At 72.3% G+C, this 22,451-nt stretch carries 23 protein-coding genes; 9 read left to right on the top strand and 14 right to left on the bottom strand.

Features of this window, described 5'->3' with window-relative positions; genetic code table 11:
- Positions 1-317 precede the first annotated feature (317 nt).
- From PUR53_RS45970 to PUR53_RS45960, 3 genes are all read right to left on the bottom strand, one after another.
- Positions 318-854 (bottom strand): hypothetical protein, encoded by a 537-nt coding sequence (locus PUR53_RS45970; RefSeq protein ID WP_329912425.1) that lies wholly within the window; start codon positions 852-854, stop codon positions 318-320.
- Positions 847-1,191 (bottom strand): MazG-like family protein, encoded by a 345-nt coding sequence (locus tag PUR53_RS45965; RefSeq protein WP_329901143.1) that lies wholly within the window; start codon positions 1,189-1,191, stop codon positions 847-849. The genes PUR53_RS45970 and PUR53_RS45965 overlap by 8 nt, the downstream gene beginning before the upstream one ends.
- 98 nt (positions 1,192-1,289) lie before the next feature.
- Positions 1,290-1,835 carry a DoxX family membrane protein gene (locus PUR53_RS45960; protein WP_329901144.1) on the bottom strand — a complete coding sequence of 182 codons (546 nt, stop codon included), beginning with the start codon at positions 1,833-1,835 and terminating at the stop codon, positions 1,290-1,292.
- A gap of 159 nt (positions 1,836-1,994) precedes the next feature.
- Between PUR53_RS45960 and PUR53_RS45955 the strand changes: the two genes are divergently transcribed.
- Both PUR53_RS45955 and PUR53_RS45950 read left to right on the top strand, forming a co-directional pair.
- On the top strand, positions 1,995-2,321 hold the full coding sequence (locus PUR53_RS45955) for a nuclear transport factor 2 family protein (protein WP_184894851.1): 327 nt from the start codon (positions 1,995-1,997) through the stop codon (positions 2,319-2,321).
- 69 nt (positions 2,322-2,390) lie between these two features.
- Complete coding sequence (locus tag PUR53_RS45950) at positions 2,391-3,386, top strand: aldo/keto reductase (protein ID WP_329901145.1); 996 nt, start codon at positions 2,391-2,393, stop codon at positions 3,384-3,386.
- Between the two features lie 334 nt (positions 3,387-3,720).
- Here PUR53_RS45950 and PUR53_RS45945 read toward each other — a convergent pair whose 3' ends face one another.
- On the bottom strand, positions 3,721-4,545 hold the full coding sequence (locus PUR53_RS45945; RefSeq protein ID WP_329912424.1) for an SDR family oxidoreductase: 825 nt from the start codon (positions 4,543-4,545) through the stop codon (positions 3,721-3,723).
- 159 nt (positions 4,546-4,704) lie between these two features.
- Between PUR53_RS45945 and PUR53_RS45940 the strand changes: the two genes are divergently transcribed.
- The gene (locus tag PUR53_RS45940) at positions 4,705-6,384 is read left to right on the top strand and encodes an alkaline phosphatase D family protein (RefSeq protein ID WP_329901147.1); all 1,680 of its coding nucleotides are present in this window, start codon (positions 4,705-4,707) and stop codon (positions 6,382-6,384) included.
- On the opposite strand, the gene PUR53_RS45935 is transcribed toward PUR53_RS45940, so the two are convergent.
- Positions 6,371-7,408, bottom strand: a complete 1,038-nt coding sequence (locus tag PUR53_RS45935; protein ID WP_329901148.1) for a Gfo/Idh/MocA family protein — start codon at positions 7,406-7,408, stop codon at positions 6,371-6,373. The two genes, PUR53_RS45940 and PUR53_RS45935, sit on opposite strands and share 14 nt — an antisense overlap.
- Before the next feature lie 99 nt (positions 7,409-7,507).
- On the opposite strand from PUR53_RS45935, the gene PUR53_RS45930 reads away from it, so the two are divergent.
- A complete protein-coding gene (locus tag PUR53_RS45930; protein WP_329912423.1) occupies positions 7,508-8,974 on the top strand; it encodes a multidrug effflux MFS transporter in 1,467 nt (488 codons plus the stop codon).
- On the top strand, positions 8,902-10,104 hold the full coding sequence (locus PUR53_RS45925; RefSeq protein ID WP_443080443.1) for a serine hydrolase domain-containing protein: 1,203 nt from the start codon (positions 8,902-8,904) through the stop codon (positions 10,102-10,104). Before PUR53_RS45930 ends, PUR53_RS45925 begins: the two co-directional genes overlap by 73 nt.
- 390 nt (positions 10,105-10,494) lie before the next feature.
- On the opposite strand, the gene PUR53_RS45920 is transcribed toward PUR53_RS45925, so the two are convergent.
- A complete protein-coding gene (locus PUR53_RS45920) occupies positions 10,495-11,436 on the bottom strand; it encodes an aminoglycoside phosphotransferase family protein (RefSeq protein ID WP_329901151.1) in 942 nt (313 codons plus the stop codon).
- Between the two features lie 81 nt (positions 11,437-11,517).
- Between PUR53_RS45920 and PUR53_RS45915 the strand changes: the two genes are divergently transcribed.
- Positions 11,518-12,537, top strand: coding sequence for a small ribosomal subunit Rsm22 family protein (locus PUR53_RS45915; RefSeq protein ID WP_329912421.1), 1,020 nt, complete (start codon positions 11,518-11,520; stop codon positions 12,535-12,537).
- A gap of 77 nt (positions 12,538-12,614) precedes the next feature.
- On the opposite strand, the gene PUR53_RS45910 is transcribed toward PUR53_RS45915, so the two are convergent.
- Complete coding sequence (locus tag PUR53_RS45910; protein ID WP_329912420.1) at positions 12,615-13,277, bottom strand: hypothetical protein; 663 nt, start codon at positions 13,275-13,277, stop codon at positions 12,615-12,617.
- A gap of 89 nt (positions 13,278-13,366) precedes the next feature.
- Between PUR53_RS45910 and PUR53_RS45905 the strand changes: the two genes are divergently transcribed.
- Positions 13,367-13,909, top strand: a complete 543-nt coding sequence (locus PUR53_RS45905; RefSeq protein ID WP_329912419.1) for a GNAT family N-acetyltransferase — start codon at positions 13,367-13,369, stop codon at positions 13,907-13,909.
- Between the two features lie 21 nt (positions 13,910-13,930).
- Here PUR53_RS45905 and PUR53_RS45900 read toward each other — a convergent pair whose 3' ends face one another.
- Positions 13,931-14,125, bottom strand: coding sequence for a DUF6243 family protein (locus tag PUR53_RS45900; RefSeq protein WP_329912418.1), 195 nt, complete (start codon positions 14,123-14,125; stop codon positions 13,931-13,933).
- Between the two features lie 100 nt (positions 14,126-14,225).
- Between PUR53_RS45900 and PUR53_RS45895 the strand changes: the two genes are divergently transcribed.
- Both PUR53_RS45895 and PUR53_RS45890 read left to right on the top strand, forming a co-directional pair.
- Positions 14,226-14,861, top strand: a complete 636-nt coding sequence (locus tag PUR53_RS45895; protein WP_329901155.1) for a TetR/AcrR family transcriptional regulator — start codon at positions 14,226-14,228, stop codon at positions 14,859-14,861.
- A gap of 220 nt (positions 14,862-15,081) precedes the next feature.
- Entirely contained in the window at positions 15,082-15,834 is a 753-nt protein-coding gene (locus PUR53_RS45890; RefSeq protein ID WP_329901156.1) for a bifunctional DNA primase/polymerase, read from the top strand.
- Between the two features lie 34 nt (positions 15,835-15,868).
- Here PUR53_RS45890 and PUR53_RS45885 read toward each other — a convergent pair whose 3' ends face one another.
- The 6 genes from PUR53_RS45885 to PUR53_RS45860 all read right to left on the bottom strand — a co-directional run bounded on the left by PUR53_RS45885 (position 15,869) and on the right by PUR53_RS45860 (position 22,415).
- Positions 15,869-16,954, bottom strand: coding sequence for a hypothetical protein (locus PUR53_RS45885; RefSeq protein WP_329912417.1), 1,086 nt, complete (start codon positions 16,952-16,954; stop codon positions 15,869-15,871).
- Positions 16,911-17,786 (bottom strand): iron uptake transporter permease EfeU, encoded by an 876-nt coding sequence (gene efeU / locus PUR53_RS45880; protein ID WP_329901158.1) that lies wholly within the window; start codon positions 17,784-17,786, stop codon positions 16,911-16,913. Before efeU ends, PUR53_RS45885 begins: the two co-directional genes overlap by 44 nt.
- A gap of 4 nt (positions 17,787-17,790) precedes the next feature.
- Entirely contained in the window at positions 17,791-19,116 is a 1,326-nt protein-coding gene (gene efeB, locus PUR53_RS45875) for an iron uptake transporter deferrochelatase/peroxidase subunit (protein ID WP_329912416.1), read from the bottom strand.
- A gap of 24 nt (positions 19,117-19,140) precedes the next feature.
- On the bottom strand, positions 19,141-20,304 hold the full coding sequence (gene efeO / locus PUR53_RS45870; protein WP_329912415.1) for an iron uptake system protein EfeO: 1,164 nt from the start codon (positions 20,302-20,304) through the stop codon (positions 19,141-19,143).
- 216 nt (positions 20,305-20,520) lie between these two features.
- Positions 20,521-21,402, bottom strand: a complete 882-nt coding sequence (locus PUR53_RS45865; RefSeq protein ID WP_329901161.1) for a heme ABC transporter ATP-binding protein — start codon at positions 21,400-21,402, stop codon at positions 20,521-20,523.
- Positions 21,399-22,415 (bottom strand): FecCD family ABC transporter permease, encoded by a 1,017-nt coding sequence (locus PUR53_RS45860; RefSeq protein ID WP_329901277.1) that lies wholly within the window; start codon positions 22,413-22,415, stop codon positions 21,399-21,401. The genes PUR53_RS45865 and PUR53_RS45860 overlap by 4 nt, the downstream gene beginning before the upstream one ends.
- Positions 22,416-22,451 lie beyond the last annotated feature (36 nt).

Here is a 22,451-nt window from a genome sequence, read left to right as displayed (position 1 = left end):
GCCGCGGTTGGCAACTGCTGGCCTAGGAGCGCACATAAGGCCGCTTTAACTCGATCGTGTGATGGTCGGCTTCCTGTCTTGGCCCCCGCTCCACCGGAGAGATGGTTCGGGGCCTCCCCGTCGCCACTGGCCGTATCCACTTGGTCAGAGGTCGCACAGGGAACAGGCCTCCCGGGATCGGACCACGCACAGGATGCGTGTCGCTGCCTCGGGGTTGAGTACGCCGGGGACCAGTCCGCTCAAGACCGTTCGGGGCGTGCGGCTGAGTCAGGTTCACTCCTGCTCAGTCTTCAGGAGCGGTAGGACCCACAGTCGGCCTACATGGAGTGCAGGGTGTCGCGGGAGGCCTTGATGAAGGCCCGCAGCGCGTCCCAGAACGGCGAGTAGCAGGCGTCGAAGCGGGCGGCGGCACCGGTGTCGCCCTCGATCATGGCCTCGATCGCCTTGTGGAAGGGGCTCGTCGCCCGCCGGACGGTGTTGGCGAGGTCGGCGACCTCCTCGGGCCCCTCCAGCGAGACGACCCAGGTGAGGTTCCGCAGCGCGGCGTACTCGTCCCGCTGCCGCTCACGCAGCCCCCGTAGCTCCTCGACCTGCTCCGGCCCGAGCCCGCCCTCGGCGCCCCGGACCACAACGTCGGACACCTTCCAGTGCACGTCGTTCAGCCGCTGCGCCTGCTCGATGAACCCGGCGTACGCGGTCCGCCGCGCCTCCCGCAGCCGCTCCACCCGCTGCGCGCCCGCCGTCGTGTCCGCCTGGATGCGCGCCGCGCGCGCCGTCCCCCGGCTCGTCACCCAGCTCGCCAGCACGGCCGTGCCGGCGGTGAGCGCGGCGATCCAGAACGCGTTGTCAGCCATGGCGGGGGCCCAGCGAGCGTGCGGTGACCCCGGCGAGGTGGGCCGCGAACACCGCGCGGGCGTCCGGCGTCAGGGTGCGCAGCGCCACCAGCGCCGTGATGACGACGTCGCACAGCTCCGACTGCACGTCGTCCCAGGTGTGGGTGGTGCCCTTGCGCGGGTTCTGCCCGGTCGCGCCGATCACCGCCTGCGCGACCTCGCCGACCTCCTCCTGGAGCTTCAACATCCGCAGCAGCAGGCCCTCTTGGCCACCGTACGGCTGGTCCGCCTCCAGCCAGGCATGCAGGTCGGTGACGGACTGCCAGAGGTCGTCGGGGGAGTGGTTCTGCTCGCTCATGGGCGCAGCTTGCCACGCCCCTGTGACAACGACGGCCGATCCGCCGGAAGGGTGACGACGGCCGATCTGCCGGAACGGCGCAGCTCACTCCTCGAAGCTCACTCCTCGAACAACGCCTCCTGCTCGCCCTCCTTCTCCTTGCGTACCCGCTGGTTGCGCATGCCCACGACCACCGCGGTGACCGCGGCCGTGCCGGCGAGCGCCACCGGGACCATCCAGCCCCGGTCGACGACATGGCGCAGCGCGTGGTCGAGGGAGAGCCGGCCGGGCCCGGCGACGGCGAGGCCCGCGGCGGCCAGGCCCAGGGTCGCGGCGTACTCGTAGCCGCCCTCGGCGTTGAAGAACCCATTGGGCGCGTGGATCGCGGCCGCGCCGCCCATCGCGCCCGCCGCGGCGGCACCGGCCGCGGGCGTCGCGAGGCCCAGCGCGAGCAGGGCCCCGCCGCCCGTCTCGGCGAGCCCGGCAGCGGTGGCGCTGGCCTTGCCGGGCGCGTAGCCGACGGACTCCATGAACGCGCCGGTGCCCTCGATGCCGTGCCCGCCGAACCAGCCGAACAGTTTCTGCGTCCCGTGCGCGGCGAGCACACCGCCCGCGCCCAGCCGGAGGAGCAGCAGTCCCAGATCACGTCGGTCGAATGAGGTCATGAACTCTCCCGGGGCAGCCGGTGCGTAGGTCCCCTCCCGCGTATCCACCGTCGCACCGATCACACCCGCCGGGCCCGTGCGGGCCGCCGTTCGGGTGGCCCCGGATCCGCCGTGCGCCTCCGGTGGCGCACCCCCGGGAACGGTGTGAGGCTGGCCGCCATGACGATCGCACCCGCCAAACTCAGCGACCCGGCCGTCCGGGCCTTCGTCGCCGCGGTGAACGCCCATGACGAGGACGCCTTCTTCGCCCTCCTCACCGAGGACGCGACGATGTCGGACGACGGCTCCGACCGTGACCTCGCGGACTGGACCGACCGGGAGATCTTCTCCTCGCACGGCCACATCGAGGTGCAGCGGGAGTCCGCGGGCGGCCGTGCCCTGGTCGCCAACTACCGCAACGACACCTGGGGCGAGATGCGCACCGCGTGGCGCTTCACGGTGTCGGAGGACGGCAGGATCAGCCGGTTCGAGACGGGCCAGGCATAACGCCCGGGGCGGTCCGGACGGTTGGGGGGCTTGCGTTCGTGTGCACTCCAACTCATAGCGTCCGTGGGCATGGAGACGAACACGTACACGAGGCCGTTGGGCCGCAGCGGCATCCAGGTCAGCGCCCTCGGCTTCGGCTGCTGGGCGATCGGCGGTGAGTGGCAGGACACCGACGGACAGCCCCTCGGCTGGGGCAAGGTGGACGACGAGGAGTCCGTACGGGCGGTCCACCGCGCCCTCGACCTCGGTGTCACCTTCTTCGACACGGCCGACACCTACGGCGCCGGCCACAGCGAACGCGTCCTCGGCCGGGCCCTCGGCAAGCGCCGCGCCGACGTCGTCGTGGCCACCAAGTGGGGCAACCTCTTCGACGAGGCCACCCGCACCCTCACCGGCCAGGACGACACCCCCGCCCACGCCCGCCGCGCCCTCACCGCCTCCCTCGACCGTCTCGGCACCGACCACGTCGACCTGTACCAGCTGCACCTCTCCGACGCCGACCCCGAGCGGGCGGCCGAACTCCGCGACATCTGCGAGGAGTTCGTACGGGAGGGCCTGATCCGGGCGTACGCGTGGAGCACCGACGACCCGGAGCGGGCCGCCGTGTTCGCCGAGGGCCCGCACTGCGCGGCCGTGCAGCACCGGCTGAACATCCTCCAGGACGCGCCGGAACTCCTCGCGCTGTGCGCGGAGTCGAACCTCGCGAGCATCAACCGCAGTCCACTGGCCATGGGTCTGCTCACCGGAAAGCACAGCGGCGGGCGTGCGCTGGAGGCCGGTGACATCCGCAGCACCCCGCCCGCCTGGCTGCCCGGCTTCAGCATGGACGGCGGCGCGGACCCGGAGTGGCTCGGCCGGGTCGAGGCGCTGCGCGAGATCCTCACCACCGGGGGCCGCACCCTCGCGCAGGGCGCCCTCGCCTGGATCTGGGCCCGCAGCCCCCGGACGGTGCCCATCCCCGGCTTCCGCTCGGTCGCCCAGGCCGAGGAGAACGCGGGCGCCCTCGCGAAGGGGCCGCTCACCGCGGACCAGCTGGCCGAGATCGACCGGCTCCTGGGGCGCTGAGGGGCCCGTACGGCGGCGGACGGGGCGGCCGGGCCGGTGGGCTCGGCCGCGGCGCGGGTGAGGCGCTCGTCCGGACGGTGATGTGGTGGCAGCCGTTCCGCGCTCCGGTGCTTACCTCGCGGTCCCACGCGAGGTCCGCCCCCATCCGGAACGCGGAACGGCTGCCGCCTCCCCCTCGGGTTGGCCACGGAAGCCACTGCCTCCAAGTGTGAAGCTCTCGTGGAGACGCGTCCTGAGCATATGCCTGCTACGTGCTCTTATGGATCGGAGCATCAGCTTCCGTTTGTGCAGGTTGAGCGGTGGACGAGTGCGGTGTACACCCGTCTCGGCCGGCTCAGCCCCGCCCCACGTACGGCATCGTCGTCGCCATCACCGTCGCGAACTGCACATTCGCCTCCAGCGGCAGCTCCGCCATGTGCCGGACGGTCCGGGCCACGTCGGTCACGTCCATCACCGGCTCCGGCACCAGCTGCCCGTTCGCCTGGAGGACGCCGGTCGCCATGCGCTCGGTCATGTCCGTCGCCGCGTTGCCGATGTCGATCTGGCCGACCGCGATGCCGTGCGGCCGCCCGTCGAGCGAGAGCGACTTGGTGAGGCCGGTCAGGGCGTGCTTGGTCGCGGTGTAGGCGACGGAGTGCGGGCGGGGCGTGTGCGCGGAGATCGAGCCGTTGTTGATGATCCGCCCACCCCGCGGGTCCTGCTCCTTCATCTGTCGGTACGCCGCCTGCGCGCACAGGAACGCCCCGTTGAGGTTGGTGTCCACGACGTGCCGCCAGGCCGCGTAGTCCAGCTCCTCCACCGGCACCCCGCCAGGGCCGAACGTGCCGGCGTTGTTGAACAGCAGGTCCAGCCGTCCGAACCGGTCGCGCACGGCGGCGAGGAGCGCGTCCACGTCGCCGGGGCGTGAGACGTCCGTACGGACGCACAGCGCGTCGGGGGCCTGCGGGTCCGCCCCGGCCCCGGCGCCTGCCCCAGCCCCGGCGCTCGCCCCGGCCTCGGCGCTCGCCCCGGCTTCGGCGGCGGTCTCGGCGAGCTTGTCCTCGCGGCGGCCCGCGAGCGCCACCGACCAGCCGGTGCGCAGCAGTTCCAGGGCCACGGCACGGCCGATGCCGGAGCCCGCACCCGTCACGATCGCGATCTTGGTTCGCATAGCGTTCATGGCCTCGCAGCGTAAAGGAGGGGGCGCACCCGGCCGCGCAGGAAGGGCCCGCCATCCGGAACTCATCCGTCCGCCATCTGAGTGTTGTGTACGTGACAGAAGATCGTCGAACCTGGCCACTCCAATGCCAAGAGACAACTACCGTCAGACGAGGGCCAGATGACACCCACAGCTCAGAACGCCCAGAACTCGCCGAGGTCGACGCAGCCCCGTTCCACGCACGCGGCCGAACTCCGCGCCGCCGCACGTCACTTCGACCGCCGCCGCTTCCTCACCGTCACGGGCGCCGCCGCCGCGCTCGCCTTCGCCACCAACCTCCCCGCGGCCGGAGCCGCGGCCGCCGCCACGCTCGACGCGCGACGGATCACCGAGGACCCCTTTACCCTCGGCGTGGCCTCCGGCGACCCGCTGTCCACCTCCGTGCTGCTGTGGACCCGGCTCGCCCCGGCCCCGTACCAGCCGGACGGCGGCCTGCCTGCCGAACGGGTCACCGTCCACTGGGAGTTGGCGCACGACGAGAGATTCCGACGGATCGTCAGACGCGGTACCGCCACCGCCCACCCCGAGTTCCACCACACCGTCCACGTCGAGGTCGACTTCCTCGCCCCCGGGCGCGTCTACTACTACCGCTTCCGCACCGGCACCTGGATCAGCGAGACCGGCCGCACCCGCACCGCCCCCGGCCGCGCCCACCTCACCGGCGCCACCGGCCTCTCCTTCGCCGCGGTCTCCTGCCAGCGCTACGACCAGGGCTACTACACCGCCTACCGGCACCTGGCCGACGAGGACATCGATGTCGTCTTCCACCTCGGCGACTACCTCTACGAGTACGCCGTGAACTCCGTCGGCGGCGCCCGCAACTACACCGACCGCGTCCTGCCCGAAATCTTCAACCACGAGACGGTCACCCTGGAGGACTACCGACTGCGGTACGCCCTCCACAAGACCGACCCCGACCAGCGGGCCGCCCACGCCGCGCACCCCTTCGTCGTCACCTGGGACGACCACGAGACCGAGAACAACTACGCCGGCGACCACCCCGACGGCGGCGAGCCGTCCGAGGAGTTCCTGCTGCGCCGCGCCGCCGCCTACCGTGCGTACTGGGAGAACCAGCCGCTGCGCCGCCCCCAGCGCCCCGACGGGCCCGACATGAAGCTCTACCGCCGCTTCCGATGGGGCCGCCTGGCCCAGTTCGACATACTCGACACCCGCCAGTACCGCTCCAACCAGGCGCAGGGCGACGGCTGGCAGATCCCCGGCCCGGAGGCCGCCGACCCCGCCCGCACGATGACCGGCGCCACGCAGGAACGCTGGCTCCTGGACGGCTGGAACCGGTCCGACGCCGTCTGGAACGTCGTCCCCCAGCAGGTCACCTTCTCCCAGCGCCGCAACGCCGTCGGCGACGTCTACCGGGTGGCGATGGACGCCTGGGACGGCTACACCGCCTCCCGCGAGCGTCTCCTCGCGGGCGCGGAGGCCGCCGGCGTCGAGAACCTGATGGTCCTCACCGGCGACGTCCACGTCGGCTACGCCTTCGACATCAAGCGCGACTTCGACGACCGCGCGTCCCGCACCGTCGGCACGGAGCTCGTCGCCACCTCGATCAGCAGCGGCGGCAACGGCTCCGACAAGCCCGCGAACTGGGACACCTACATGACCGCCAACCCCCACATGCGCTTCTACAACGGCCGTCGCGGCTACCTCACGGTCGCCCTCGACCGCGAGGCCGCCCGCGCCGACTTCAAGGCCGTGCCGTACGTGACGACGACCGGGGCCGGGATCTCCACCGTCGCCTCGTTCGCGGTGGAGGCGGGCAACCCGGGGCTCACGCCGGCGTAGTCACCAGGGCGTCGCCCAGGTGGTCGTCCTCGCCGGGATAGCGCACCCCGATACGGTCGCGGATCGCGTCCAGGGTGCGCATCACGGCGAGGGTGCCGTCGAGGGGGACGAGCGGGGACTCCGTCTCGCCGGCACGCAGGGCCCGCATGACCTCCCGGGCCTCGTGACGGAAGCTGCCCCGGGGACCGTCCGCCGGGTCCGCGGTGAAGACCTCAGGCTCGCGGCCCTCGCGGTGCAGGACGAAACGGTCCGCGAAGAAGAAGCCGTCCGGGATGTCGATCCGGCCCTCGGAGCCGGTGACCGACGCGCTGGTGGCGGTGCCACCGACGATGGAACAGTGCACCGACGCGAGGGCACCGCTCTCCCAGGAGAGCAGCGCGCCCGTCTGGAGATCGACGCCCTCCTGCGAGAGCACCGCCTTCGCCGTCACGTCCGAGGGCTCCCCGAGCAGCAGATGCGCGAACGAGATCGGATAGACCCCCAGGTCGAGCAGCGCGCCTCCGCCCTGCGCCGGGTCCCGCAGCCGGTGCGTCGGCGCGACCGGCCCGAGGATGCCGAAATCGGCGTGGACGGTGCGCACCTCACCGATCGCGCCGTCCCGCACCATCGCCGCGAGCCGGCGCACCACCGGATTGCAGTACGTCCACATGGCTTCCATCAGGAACCGGCCGCGCTCCCGCGCCAGCGCGACCAGCTCCTCCGCCTCGCGCACGTTCAGCGTGAACGGCTTCTCGCACAGCACGTTCCGCCCGGCCTCCAGACACATCCCGGCGGCCGTCCGGTGCGCCGAGTGCGGTGTGGCGACGTACACCACGTCCACGTCCGCGTCCTCGGCGAGCGCGCGCCAGTCGCCGTACGCCCTCGGTATCCCGAACCGTTCCGCGAAGGCCTGCGCGGAGTCCTCGCTGCGCGAGGCCACGGCCACGACCTCGGCGTCCGGCAGGTCGACGAGGTCGGCCGTGAAGGCCGCGGCGATCCCTCCGGTCGCCAGGATCCCCCACCGCACACGTCCGTCGTTCGACATCGCCACCCCTGTCCTCGGCCCCGGGGCGGGACTGTGACCCCGCCCACGTCGTACGAGCTGAGAGCATAGGTGGCGGATCCAACGAAGAGGGAGGGGCACATGCCCGAGGGGCACATACGGGGCTCGGCACCGGCCGAGTCGAACACGGGGGCGGAACTGCAAGGACATTCAGGGCCGTCGGGGCGGCCCAACTCGGCGGGGCGGCCCGGTTCGTCAGGGAAGTCCGGATTGCCGGGGCAGCTCGCGGCATCAGGACAGCCGAGGTCGCAGCCGCAGCCGCAGTCGCAGTCGCAGTCGCAGTCGAAGCCCGGATCCGTCGCCCTCCGCCGTACCGGTCTCCTCGTCACCCTCATCCTCGGTGGGCTCACCGCCACCCCGCCCCTCGCGATGGACATGTACCTCCCGGCCCTGCCGGAGGTCACCACCGCCCTGCACACCCCCGCCACCACGGTCCAGCTCACCCTCACCGCCTGCCTCGCCGGTATGGCGCTCGGCCAGCTGCTGATCGGCCCGATGAGCGACCGCTGGGGCCGCCGCCGCCCCCTCCTCCTCGGCCTCGCCGTCTACATCGTCGCCACCGCGCTCTGCGCCCTCGCCCCCACCATCGAGACCCTCATCGCCTTCCGCCTGGTGCAGGGGCTCGCCGGTTCGGCCGGGATCGTGATCGCGCGGGCGGTCGTCCGCGACCTGTACGACGGTGACGCGATGGCCCGGTTCTTCTCGACGCTGATGCTGATCTCCGGGGTGGCCCCGGTCATCGCGCCGCTGATCGGCGGTCAGATCCTCCGCGTCACGGACTGGCGCGGGGTCTTCGTCGTCCTCACGGCCATCGGCATCGCCCTGCTCGCGGTCGTCTGGGCGAAGCTCCCCGAGACGCTGGCCCCCGCCGAACGCCACAGCGGCGGCATCGGCGAGACGCTGCACGCCATGCGCGGCCTGCTCACCGACCGCGTCTTCATGGGCTACACGCTCGCCGGCGGCTTCGCCTTCGCCGCCCTTTTCGCGTACATCAGCGCCTCCCCGTTCGTGATCCAGGAGATCTACGGCGCCTCCCCGCAGACGTTCAGCCTGCTCTTCGGCGTCAACTCCGTCGGCCTCGTCCTCGTCGGCCAGATCAACGGCAAGATCCTGGTCGGCCGGGTCAGCCTGGACAAGGTGTTCGCGGTGGGCCTGAGCATCGTCGCCGTCTCCGCGACCGCGCTGCTGCTGATGTCCCTGGGCGTCTTCGGCGAGGTCGGCCTCGCCCCGGTGGCGGCGGCCCTCTTCGTGCTGATGTCCGCGATGGGCGTCACCCTGCCCAACACCCAGGCGCTCGCCCTGATGCGGGTACGCCACGCGGCGGGTTCCGCGTCGGCCCTGCTGGGTACCTCGTCCTTCCTGATCGGCGCGATAGCGTCCCCCCTGGTCGGCGTCGCGGGCGAGGACACGGCCGTCCCCATGGCCGTCGTCCAACTGACCGCGACACTGGTGGCCGCGGCCTGCTTCGTGGCACTGTGCCGTCCTTGGAACAGGCGTACGACGGTGGGTACTTCGACCGGCACGACAGTGGAGGGAGCGGAGAGCTGAGCGCGCCGAGACTGCGCACGGACACCCCGGAACGGGCCGGACTCGACCCCGAGGAACTGCGCCATCTCGTGCGAGAGGTGCGCGCGCTGACGGAAGGCGACAGCCCCCGGGCGCCCGCCGCCGTGGTCCTCGCCGGCCGCGGCCCCGTCGTCGCCGTCGAGGAGGCCGCGGGCTGGGCCGTCCGCTACGAGGCCTACGACGAGCGCGCCGACTCGGGGGTGGAACTGCCGGACGCCTTACGCGTCCCGGCACGACCGGACACCCCGTTCGACCTGGCCTCCCTCACCAAGCTGTTCACCGCCGTGGCCGCCGTCCAGCAACTGGAGCGCGGCACCCTCGGCATCGACGCGAAGGTGGCGGCGTACCTGCCGGACTTCACGGGCGCCGCCGCACACGGCCTCACCGTCCGGCACCTCCTCACCCACACCTCCGGGCTGCGCCCCGAACTCCCGCTGTACGACTGCCCGTCGCCGGAGGCCCGGCTGGCGATGCTCCGCTCGGAGGCCCCGACGGCGGCCCCCGGCACGGCCCACGTCTACTCCGACCTGAACCTCCTGCTCCTCCAGCACGTCCTGGAGCGCCTCACCGGCCGGACCCTGGACGTCCTGATCCGCGACGGCATCACCCATCCCCTGGGCATGGTGTCGACGACCTTCGGACCCTGCCCGGCCGCCGCGGCGACGGAGGACCAGCGCCGGCCCTGGGCGAAGGCGGACCGGGGCATGATCCGCGGCCTGGTCCACGACGAGAACGCCTGGGCGCTCGGCGGTGTCGCCGGCCACGCGGGTCTCTTCTCCACCGCCCGCGACCTGGCCGTCTTCTGCCGCACCCTGCTGGCAGGCGGTTCCTACGGCCCCGCCCGCATACTCGGCCCCGACTTCGTCGAGCTGATGCTGACCCCGCCGGGCCTCGGCTTCGCCCTCGACCAGCCCTGGTTCATGGGCGAACTCGCGGGCCGGGGCGCGGCCGGCCACACCGGCTTCACGGGCACGTCCCTGGTCCTGGACCGCGCGACGGACACCTTCCTCATCCTCCTCACCAACGCGGTCCACCCCCGCCGCCGCGACCCGATCAACAGGGCCCGGGCGGCGGCGGGGACCCGGCTGGCGCGGGCGGTACGGGGGATGTGACCGGCCGAAGCCCTGAAGCCGGCCCGTTGCGTGGCGCGCGAAGGTGGCGACAGCCGACTGGGCGGGAGGAGCGGCAGGAGTGGCAGGCGTCGCGCGGGCCGGGGCGGCGGGTAGGCGGTCGCGGCGGCCGGGGGCCGTGGGGGTGCGCGGCCGCTGGCGGATCGTGTCGCGGTTCAGTGCGGGTGGGCCGGGGCGGCGGGCAGGTGCGTCGCGAGGTACCGCATACCGCCGGGTGTGCGGCCGGTGGCTGATCGAGTCGCCGTTCAGCGTGCGGGGCCTGGGGCGGCGGGCAGGCGGGTCGCGAGGTGCCGCACGTCGCCGGGGTGTGCGGCCGGTGGCTGGTCGAGTCGCCGTTCAGCGTGCGCGGCCGGTGGCTGGTCGTGTCGCGGTTCAGTGCGGGTGGGCCGGGGCGGTCAGTCGCTCCGCCAGGTGGTCCACGAACGCGATGAGCCATTCCAGGCGGGGGCCGCCGCGAGCCACCCGGAAGCCGTGGCGGCGGGCGTGGAACGCGGCGCGGACAACCTCCACCTGCGCCCAGCGCCGCAGCCGCTCCCCGTCGACCTCGGCGGTCTCGGCGAAGACGTCCAGCACCCGGCGGACGGCCGTGCCGAGGTCGTCCGCCGCGATGAGACTCAGCGCCCGCGACTTCAGCAGCGTGCCGCCGTCGTAGGCGGGGTCCCCCGCCAGCCCCTTGGGATCGACGGCCAGCCACGGCTCACGCTCGGCCCGCAGGATGTTCCTGGCGTGGAGATCGCCGTGCACGACGGTCTCCGGCTGGTCGGGGCCCAGTTCACGCAGCGTGGCCAGCGCGGCGTCCACCGTGCGGCGGGGCAGCGCGTGCGACAGCTCTCCGGCGTCCGCGCGCAGTTCCTCCGCCCAGGCGCCGGTCCGCTCCCGCAGCCGGGGCAGACCGGCCGGCGCGGGCACGGCCAGCCGCCTGCTCAGCCGCCCGGCGACGGTCACGATCTCGTCCTCGTCGCCCAGCTCCGCCAGCGTCGACTCCCGGACCCGTTCCAGCAGCATCGCGAACCGCTCGTCGTCCCGCCGGTACAGCCGTACGGCCCCACACCCGCCCCACGCCTCGAAGGCGTCCGGCTCATGGACGTTCCCGGGGTGCGGGAACGACACCTTCAGGACGGCGGCCGGCTCCCCCCGCCGCGCCACCGGGACGACCACCCCGACGCCGCCGTGCAGGACATCCCCGTCCGGCACACACCCCCACCGCTCCAGCAACTCGCCCACGATCCGGGGCAGTTCGGCGAGCCACACCGCTCCCGGCTCGCCCTCCCGCTCGACCGTGCTCCGTGCGAACGTGTCGGGTACCTCGATCATCCCGGCACTCTATGGCCCGCCCCGGGCCGGGACCAGCGCCGAGCGGGCCGCCCGGCCCGCGCCCCCTCGTAGAATCACCCCGTGAACGCCCCCGCCTCCTTCCCCTCCTCCTCGGCCGACACCCTCCGCACCGCCCTCGCGGGCCTGCTCGACGGGCTGCCGCCGAAGTCGGCCACGCAGGCGGTCGAGCGGCTGATCGCGAACTACCGGGGGCGGACGCCGACGGACGCGCCCGTGCTGCGGGACCGGTCGGACGTCGTCGCGTACGCGGCGTACCGGATGCCGGCGACGTTCGAGGCGGTGTGCTCGGCGCTGGAGGCCTTCGCGGCGGCGGTGCCCGGGTGGGTGCCCGGCGGTCATGTGGACGTCGGCGGGGGCACCGGCGCGGCGACCTGGGCGGTGAACGCCACCTGGGAGGGCGCGCGGCCGGTGACGGTGCTCGACTGGGCGGAGCCGGCGCTCGCGCTCGGGCGGGAGATCGCCGCGGCGAACCCGGAACTGAAGGCCGCCGAGTGGCAGCGCTCCCGTATCGGATCGGCGCTCACGATCGAGGGCACCGATCTCGTGACCGTCTCGTACGTCCTCGGTGAGCTGACCCCCGCCGACCGCACGGCCGTCGTCGAGGCGGCCGCGACCGCCGCCCAGGCCGTCGTGATCATCGAGCCCGGCACCCCCGGCGGTTACGCCCGTGTCATCGAGGCCCGGGACCGTCTGATCGCCGCCGGCTTCCACATCGCCGCCCCCTGCCCGCACAGCGCCGCCTGCCCCATCGTCCCCGGCGAGGACTGGTGCCACTTCTCGGCCCGGGTCAGCCGCTCCTCCCTGCACCGGCAGGTCAAGGGTGGTTCCCTGCCGTACGAGGACGAGAAGTTCAGCTACGTCGCCGCCACCCGCTTCCCCCCGACGCCCGCTCCCTCCCGCATCGTCCGCAGGCCCCAGATCCGCAAGGGCCAGGTCCTCCTCGACCTCTGCGAGTCCGAGCCGACCCTCGCCCGAACCACGGTCACGAAGCGCCACGGCCTCCTCTACCGGGCGGCCCGCGACGCGGACTGGGGCGACGCCTGGCCGCCGCGGCCCGGGGACGACGACCAGGCGCCCTGAGACGGGCCGACGAGACGCCGCGACTGCCACACCGGAACGCCGTAGCACGGACGCGACGGCCGTCTCCACAGCCGTCGCTACGGCCGCAATGAGGGTCCCAGCCCCCGCCGTGCGACCCACAGCACCTCATCCGGCGGTAGCTCATCGGCTCGTGCGACCGTCACCAGCCCCCAGCGCGCCCGTCCGACCACGTCGAGGGTCACCGAGCGCTCGCGCCGCAGGTACCGCGCCGCCGAGGCGACATCGGACACCGGTGGGCGCACCTCGTACCGGGCGAGCTTCCCGACATAGCGGTCCAGCCACCCAGCGCCCTCTCTCCTCGCGGCGCGGGCCAAGGCGGTCTCGGCGTGTCCGTCGAGATAGACCATGACCGGGCGGACCGGTGCGAGTACCGCGGTCAGGTCGGTCATGAACGCATCGATCGTTTCCTCGTCGTGGCCCATGGCGAGCAGCGTCGGCACATACGGCACCAACGCGTCCGCGATCACGACGTCACAGCCACTCGCCCGTACCGACTCGACGAACCGTCCCGTCGCCGAGAGCAACGTCCCCGGCTCGACCCTGCCCGTGGCCCGGAACTCCTCGGCGACCGCGGTGAACTGCGGGCGTGTCAGGATCTCCTCCTCGCGGAAGTGGTCCACCCGCAGCCCCATGCCGGCCAGCCATCGGTACAGCTCGGTGCACAGCGTCGACTTGCCCATGCCGGGAGAAGTCCCGCACACCGTGATCAGAACGGTCATGGTCACCCTGCCCGATATCGGCCCGCGTGTTCTCGCGCACCCGAAAACCAGTTGCGCCGCCCCCGCGGTCTCCGGCTATCTCATCGAACATGTCAACCACCCCGCACCTGGCCGAGATAACTCCCGCCAACCTCGACGCCGCGCTCGGCGTACGCGTCCGCCCCGATCAGGAACACCTGGTGGAGCCGGTCGCGCAGTCGCTGGCCGAGGCGTACGTCCACCCCGGGGTCGCCTGGCCCCGGCTCATCATGGACGGGGAGCGTGCGGTCGGCTTTCTGATGGCCTTCCTCGACATCGACTGGAAGGGCGACGGCTCGGGCACCGACATCCGTTCCGGGCTCTGGCGGCTCAACATCGCCGCCGACGAGCAGGGGAGGGGGTACGGCCGCTTCGCTGTCGAGTCCGTGGCCGCCGAGATCCGCCGCCGAGGCGGCGACCGCCTCTTCGTCACCTGGCACCCCGGCCCCGACGGCCCGGAGAACTTCTACCTCGGCCTCGGCTTCCACACGACGGGCGAGACCAGCGGTGACCAGACGGTCGGCGTACTGAAACCGCTCGAACCGGAGCTGGCCGGACCGGGGTCGAGCGGATCGGAACCGGTCCAGCTCCACCACGGCCTCGGGGGCCGCTGAGGCAGCGGCCCCCTCATCCGTTCACGACGCCCCGTCGGCCGTACGGCCCTCCTGTCGTTTCTCCTGCAGCCTGCGCAGCAGCTCGCGCTTCTGGGCCTGGGGGTCGAGGCCGCCGCCGACGCGGCCGCTTCCGTGGCCGCCGCGCAGGGCCTTGCGGCCGAGGTTCCGGCGGGCGCCGCCCACTCCCAGCATGTTCCCTGCTCCACCTCGGGTCATGACGGTCTCCCTCTCGCAACGCGGCGAGACGGTTCGTCTCGCCTATGCCCACCACCATGAGGCGAGACGCTCCGTCTTGTCAACCTGGTAAATTCGGGGCATGGCCAAAAAGACCGCCCCTGATTCCGCCCGGCGCAGCGAGAAGTCGCGTCGCGCCATCTACGACGCCGCCCTCGCCCTCATCGGTGAGGTCGGGTACCAGAAGACGACCATCGAGGGCATCGCCGCCCGCGCCGGCGTAGGCAAGCAGACGATCTACCGGTGGTGGTCCTCGAAGGCGGAGGTGCTGCTGGAGGCGTTCCTCGACCTGAGCGCGCAGGCGGCGGACGCCGCGGCCCGGCCCGAGGTGATCGGGGAGCGGGCCGAGTACGAGATCCCGGACACCGGGGACCTCGAAGCCGACCTCAAGGCCGTCCTGCGCGCGACCGTCGACGAACTCCTCGACCCCAAGTTCGAGATCCCCTCCCGCGCCCTGGCCGCCGAGGGAGTGATCAACCGGGAGCTGGGCGTCGAGTTCGTCGGCAAACTGCTCGAACCCCAGCTCCAGTTGTATGTGAAGCGGCTGCGCGCGGCCCAGGAGCAGGGCGCCGTACGCCCCGACATCGACCCGCGCATCGCCCTGGAACTCTTCGTCTCCCCGCTCGCCCAGCGCTGGCTGCAGTACACGGGCCCCATCTCGTACGAGTACACGGACGCCCTCGTCGAGTACGCCCTGCACGGCCTCGCACCCCGCTGACCGGGCCGCCCCGCCCGATGTGACCAAGACGACCCGGTGCCGATCGAGCGGGGCCGGACCGCGGGCGGTAAATCCCCTCAAAACGCGGGATAGACCGCCATCCTCGTCCGCGCTCCGGCATCGCCCCACCTACCCCGGATGTGGGCTCCGGCCACCCCCGGCGCAGGATGGTGGGACCATGGGGACATGCTGTCCGCACCACAGCGAGGCGAGGCGATAGATGAGCGCGACGTTCGGCGGCCGGACCGGTCGGCAGGGCAGGTTCTCCGAGTGGCTGCGTGCCCGCCGTACCGGGCGCCCGCTCGACCCCGCCGCCGACGACACCGGCCGTGAGGAGCTGCTGCTCGCCGCGGCCGCCGCCGGACTCCCGCTCGCGCCCGCCGCGTACCCCTCGGGCTACCGGTGTTCGTGCGACCGCGTCGGCTGCCCCACCCCCGCCCGGCACCCGGTGTCGTTCGCCTGGCAGACGCAGTCCACCACCGACCGCGGCCAGATCGAGCGCTGGGCCCGGCACCAGCCGCAGGCCAACTTCATCACCGCGACCGGCATGGTCCACGACGTGCTGGACGTCCCGCTCGCCGCCGGAAGCGAGGCCCTGGAGCGGCTGCTCGCCGCCGGGATCGAGGTCGGCCCCGTCGCGGAGTTCGAGTCCGAGTCCGACAACGGGCGGCTGCTCTTCTTCACCCTCACCCGGGGCACCCCCGAGGACGAGGACGAGTGGTGGCCCTGCGAACTGGATTGCCACCCCGAGACCATGGACGAGCACCCCGGTCTGCGCTGGCACTGCCGGGGGTCCTACGTCCTCGTTCCGCCGGCCCGACTCCCCGGTGACCTCGGCGTCCACTGGGTACGCGGCCCCGAGCACCCGCTGCCGGACCCCCTGAGCCTGCTGGAGATCCTCACCGACGCCTGCTCACGCCACGTGGGCGAGCAGCCGGACCACGCGAACACGGCCTGGCCGTCCCGAGGCTGACACCACCCGAGCGACCGCCCGGCGGTCAGGGCCCCTACTCGCCCTTGGCCCCCGTCAGCCCGCCCACCTGGCTCACGACCCGCACCTGCTGGTCGGACCGCGTCTTCGCCGGGTCGAGGACCGCCTGGTTGTTCACGAACTCCAGGGTCAGCGACTGCTTCGGCTCGCCCGTCATCAGGGCACGCACGGCCGCGTCGTTGACGGGGATGCTCACCCCCTGCGCGGCGGTCTGCTTCTGGTAGTGGCGGGTGGTGAAGAAGACCAGCGCCCCGCCGTCCGTGGTGCGCAGACCGACCGGCGCGTAGTCGCCGTTGGTGAGGGCCTCGTCGATGTACTGCCGCGCCAGGCCCGGCTTCTCCGCGTTCCGCTGGCGCCGCGCGCGCTCCTCGGAGGTGTACGGGCCGTCCGCGAAGAGCGCGCTGTCCTCCTTCAGGTACGTCACGTACCGGTCGGGCAACTGCGCGGGCTCCACGGAGAGTTCGGCGTCGTCGGGCTGCACCGCCTGGGCGTGGCCGTCCGCGTCCTTCTTGAACTCGGGCATGTCGGCGGCGGGCACGATCGTGAGGAAGGAGACCTCCCACAGATCGGTCAGCCCGTCCCGGGTGAACACGAACAGCCAACGGTCCGTCTTGTTGCCCTTGTTGGCGGTGGCGTCGGCGACGAACCAGCGCGGCCAGCCCGCCTTCTCCGGGATCGTGTACGTGATGTCGGCCAGCTCGAGCGGCACATGGTTCGGGTTGCCGCTCGGGTTGATCTTCGCACCCGAGCGGAGCTTGCCGCCGTCGATGTCGGCGAGCGCGCCGGTGACCCGGGCGGCGTCCTGGGACTGGTCGTTGGCCTTGTCCGCCTTGTTGTACGCGGTGGTGAAGTCCTGCAGCGCCCGCTCCGCCTCCGCCCGGGTCGCGGTCGGGAGGACCTCCAGATCGCCCCGGACCACCACGCACCCGCTCGCCGTCAACGACAGCGCGGTCACCGCCGTGGTCACCAACGCGCCACGCCCGTACGCGAGAAGCCCGCCCCGACGACGAACTCCGCCCCGGCGGAGCAGCCCGAGGAACCTCCCGCCCGTACGAACCTCACGAAGCCCCAGTGGGCTCCGAACCCCGCGCACCCTGCTCATCAGGAATCTTCACCTTCCCCTTCCCGGAGGCGAACCCTACCGGGGCCAGGAACAGCGCGAGCGTCGGGATCAGATAGAGGAGCCAGACCGTGACTTGCAGGACCGTCGGGTCGGGCTGGAAGTTGAACACACCCTTCAGGAGGGTGCCGTACCAGCTGTCCGGCGGGATCGTCCCGGAGATGTCGAACGCCTTGTCCGTCAGGCCGGGCACGAAGTCGGCCTCCTGGAGGTCGTGGAAGCCGTACGCGAGGACACCGGCCGCGACCACGACCAGCATGCCGCCGGTCCAGGTGAAGAACTTCGCGAGGTTGATGCGCAGCGCGCCCCGGTAGAACAGCCAGCCGAGCACCACCGCCGTCGCCAGGCCCAGCAGGACGCCGATCAGCGGGCCCTCGGTGCCGTCGCTCGACGCCCGGACCGACGTCCACACGAACAGCGAGGTCTCCAGGCCCTCCCGGCCCACCGCCAGGAACGCGGTCGCCACCAGCGCGCCCGTGCCCATCCGCAGGGCCGCGTCCAGTTTGCCGTGCAGGTCGGCCCTGAGATGGCGGGCCGTGCGCCGCATCCAGAAGACCATCCAGGTCACCAGGCCCACCGCGATGATCGACAGGGAGCCGCCGAGCGCCTCCTGCGCCTGGAACGTCAGCTCCTGGGAGCCGAATTCGAGGACGCAGCCGAAGGCGAGGGCCAGCCCGACGGCGACCCCGATCCCGATCCAGATGGGCTTCAGCGCGTCCCGGCGGTCCGTCTTCACCAGATAGGCGATGAGGATGCAGACGACGAGACTGGCCTCCAGGCCCTCCCGCAGACCGATCAGATAGTTCGCGAACACGGCCTCAGCCCTTCGTCGATGAGCCGGTGAACAGCGCCCGCCCCCACCAGTCGTCCGCGTCCCGGACGCCCGGTGGCACCGCGAAGATCGCCGAACCCACGTGCTGGATGTACTCGTTGAGCGCGTCCGTGGCCAGATTCCGCTGCACCGGGATGAACCCCCGGCGCACATCACGCTGGTACGCGAGGAAGAACAGGCCCGCGTCCAGCCGGCCGAGGCCGTCCGTGCCGTCGGTGAAGGAGTAGCCGCGCCGCAGGAGCGTGGCCCCGCCGTTGGAGTCGGGGTGTGCGAGCCGTACGTGCGCGTCCGGCAGCATCGCCTTCAGGAACGGCTCGTCCCGCTCCTTCGCCTTGCCCATGGGCGCGCCCTCGCCCTTGTCGCGGCCGAAGATGTCCTCCTGCTCCCGCAGCGAGGTCCGGTCCCATGGCTCGATGTGCATCCGGATACGGCGGGCGACGAGGTACGAGCCGCCGGTCATCCAGGCGGAGTCCGCGTCGACGTCCTTCTCGTCCACCCACACGAACTTCTTCAGCCGGTCCGTCTCGGTGCCCGCGATGTTGCGGGTGCCGTCCTTGAAGCCCATGAGGTTGCGGGGGGTCTGCGCCTCGGGGGTGGTCGAGGAGGTCTTGCCGAACCCGAGCTGCGACCAGCGGACCGACACCTTGCCGAAGCCGATGCGGGCGAGGTTGCGGATGGCGTGCACCGCGACCTGCGGATCGTCCGCGCAGGCCTGGACGCACAGATCCCCGCCGCTGCGGCCCCTGTCGAGGTTGTCGCCGGCGAACTGCGGCAGGTCCACCAGGGCCGTGGGCCGCCGCCCCGCCAGACCGAACTTCTCGAACAGCGACGGCCCGAACCCGATCGTCAGCGTCAGCCGGGACGGCTTCAGCCCCAGCGCCTCCCCGGTGTCGTCCGGCGGGGCCTCCGGCAGACCGCCGTACGCGCCGTCGCCGACCGCCTTCCCGGCCGTCATCCGGCGCGCGGCGGCCGTCCAGTCCTTCAGCATCGCCACGAACGCGTCGCGGTCGTCCGTCTCCACGTCGAACGCGGCGAAGTGCAGCCGGTCCTGCACGGGCGTGGCGATCCCGGCCTGGTGGGCGCCGTGGAAGGCGACGGCCGCACCGGCCGCGGGGGCCGCCTCGTCGCCGGTGCGCGCCACGGCGACCGCGCCGCCGGCCGCGGCGGCACCGAGCGCGAGCCCGGCACCGCCCCAGCCGATCAGCGCACGCCGGGTGGGCGCCTGTGCGTTGCCTGCCGCTTCCGTCGGTTCAACCGGTCCCGTCGGTTCAGCCGGTGCAGCCGGTTCAGTCGGTCCCGTCGGTGCTGTCATCAGTCGACTCCCGTACCCGCCCGGTTACTTGACGACGGCCGCGGCGAGCTGCGACAGCGGCTCGGCGAGGGCGTTGACCGCGTCCGACAGCTCCTTGCGCTCCGCCTCGCCGACCTTGTCGTAGGAGACGAAGTCGTACCCGGTCTTGTCCGCGCGGTACTTGTCGAGGAGCGTGTTCAGCGCCGCGAACTGCTGGTCGAGTTCCTTCGTCAGCTCCGGGTCGTTCTCGGCGGCGACGGACTTCAGCAGCTCGTACGACTCCTCGGCGCCCTCGACGTTGGCCTTGAAGTCGACGAGGTCGGTGTGCGAGTAGCGCTCCTCCTCACCGGTGACCTTGCCGGTGGCGACCTCGTCGAGGAGTTCCTTGGCGCCGTTGGCCATGGACGTCGGGGTGATCTCCGCCTTGCCGACCCGCTTCTGCCAGTCCTCCAGGTCGGTCACCAGCTGGTCGGCCAGCTCCGAGTCGCGGTCGGTGAGCTTGCCGTCCTGCCACAGTGAGCGCTCCAGACGGTGCCAGCCCGTCCAGTCCTTCTCCGGGTCCTGGCCCTCCTCCAGACCGTCCTCGCGCACATCCACCTTCGGGTCGATGTCACCGAAGGACTCGGCGACCGGCTCGGTGCGCTCCCAGCCGATACGGGAGGGCGCGTACGCCTTCTTCGCGGCCTCGACGTCCCCGTCCTTGACGGCCTCGGCGAACACCTTCACCAGCGGAATGGTCTCGTCGGCCTGCGCCTGCGCGTACTTGCGGTACGAGGCGACCGCCTTGTCGAGCCGCGGGTCGCGCTCGGCGATCTTCCCGCTGCCGGTGGCCGTGACGGCCTGCCGTATGCCGTCGCCCTTCATGCCGGGCTTGCAGGCGATCTGGTACTCGCCCTCCTTCACCTCGGCGGTGACCTTCTGCTTGGTGCCGGGGCCGATGTTCTCGCGCTCGGTCACCACCCGGTCATCCGGGAACAGGACGTAGACCTCGGTGACCTTGGAGCCCTTGTTCTCGATGTCCAGCTCGACGTGGCCCGCCGGGAACTCCTTCTTCGACACCTCGCACGTCGTGTCGGTCGCGGTCACCGCGATGACCCCGTCCGCGCCCGCACTGCTCTTCTCGGTGCAGCCGGTGACGGCGGTCAGAGCCGCCACGGTCGTGGCAGCCGTGACGACGGAGAGTCTGAAGGGGCGACTGAGGGGGCGCATTTCGGCTCCAAGGAAGTACACAGGGGACACACAGAGAAGGTGAGGCGGCCCCGTAGTTATCTGAGGCTTACCTCACCAAACGCTGTCTTCCCAGTGAAGCCCTCTCCTCCGAGCCGTACGAGCACGGCCCGATCACGGTGGCTCAAAACAGCCGCCATAGTCCGGTCAAGAGCCGGTCAAGAGACCCAATCCGCAGTCAAGAGACCCAATCCGCGGTCAAGAACCCCGTTTCGGTGTGATCAGGACATCGCCCGTCCGCGGATGCGGGAACACCTCCACCGGCTGCCGGTACACCTCCGACAGCAACCCCTCCTCGAAGACCCCGGCCGGCGGCCCGTCCGCCGCGATCCGCCCGTCGCGCAGCACGGCCACCCGGTCCGCGTACGCCGCCGCCAGCCCGAGATCGTGCAGGACGACGACCACCGCGTCCCCCGCCCGCGCCCGCTCCCGGCACACCCGCAGCACCAGTTCCTGATGCCTGAGGTCCAGCGCGGCCGTCGGCTCGTCCAGCATCAGCAGCGGAGCCCGCTGCGCGAGCACCCGCGCCAGCGCCACCCGGGCGCGCTCGCCGCCGCTCAGCGCGGAGAAGGGCCGCGCCGCGAACCCGGTGACCTCGGTCAGGGTCATCGCCTCCGCCACGGCCACGTCGTCGGAGTCCACCGCGCCGTCCCCGTCCGGCTGCCGCGCCCAGGGCGCCCGCCCCATCCGTACGACCTCCTCCACGGTGAAGGGGAACGACAGCGCGGCCGACTGCGGCAACACGGCCCGTCGCAGCGCCAGTTCGGGCGCCGACCACTCACCCACCGGCCGCCCGTGCACCCGTACGACCCCACCGGCCACCGGCAGGTCCGCCGCCAGCGCGCCCAGCAGCGTCGACTTGCCCGCGCCGTTGGGCCCGACCAGCGCGAGCACCTCACCGGCGCGGGCCGCGACGGACACACCGTGCAGGACCTCGCGCGCACCGAGGCGGACGGTGACGCCATCGGCCTCGGCGAGGACGTCACCGGGGCCGGCCGGGGCCGGGGGAGTGGGAGCGCCCGAGCGCAGTCGCCCCAGGATCAGCCCACGCAGGGACCCCGTGCCCGATGAGCCCCTCATGCCCAGCCTCCCTGCTTGCGACGGGTCCTGCGGAGCAGCCAGAAGAAGAACGGGCTGCCGATCAGGGCGGTGAGGACGCCCAGGGGCAGCTCGGCCGGCTGGACGATCGTGCGGGCCGCGAGGTCCGCCGCCAGCAGGACGACCGCCCCGGCGAGCGCGCTGCCCGGGATCAGGAACCGGTGCCCCGGCCCGGCCGCCATCCGCAGCAGATGCGGGACGACGAGCCCCACGAACCCGATGACACCCGACACGCTCACGGCGGCGGCGGTCAGCAGCGCGACGACCAGGATCAGCACGACCCGCAGCCGCTCCACGTCCACCCCGAGATGCCGCGCGGGCCGCTCACCCAGCGCGAGCAGGTCCAGCTTGCGCGCGTAGAACGGCGCCACGGCCAGCCCGATCACCGCGCACGGCAGCACGGCCAGCACCTTCGGCCACGTCGACTGCGCGAGCGAGCCCAACTGCCAGAACGTGATCTGGTTGACGGCCGCCGTGTCCTCCGCGAGGAAGATGAACAGCCCGATCGTGGCGCCCGCGAACGCGTTCACCGCGATGCCGGTGAGAATCAGCGTGACAACCTCGGTCCGGCCGCCCGACCGCGACATCGCGTACACCACGAACACGGTGATCAGCCCGGCGACGAACGCGAAGACCGACACCGTCCAGTTCCCGAGGAACGTGATCCCGAACGCGATCGTCGCGACCGCGCCCACCGCCGCGCCCAGCGAGACCCCGATGACACTCGGCTCCGCCAGCGGGTTGCCGAAGACGCCCTGCATCAGCGCCCCCGCACACCCGAGCGACGCGCCGATCAGCAACGCCAGCACGATCCTCGGGAACCGCACGTTCCACAGCACCGACTCGGGAACGCGTGCCAGCTCCGCCCCGCCCAGCCCGATCCGATGGGCCACCGAGGAGACCACGTCACCGGTGGGAATGGGATAGGCCCCGAGCCCCCCGGCGACCGGCACCAGCACGAACAGCACGACGACGAGACCGACGGTCAGCACCAGCGGGGCACCCCGACGCCCGGCACCGGAGGCCTGCCC

It is taken from the genome of Streptomyces sp. SP18BB07 (assembly GCF_036322545.1).
GTDB lineage: Bacteria > Actinomycetota > Actinomycetes > Streptomycetales > Streptomycetaceae > Streptomyces > Streptomyces deccanensis.
The sequence above is the reverse complement of the archived record's forward strand: the minus strand, read 5'-3'. Positions and strand labels throughout refer to the sequence as shown.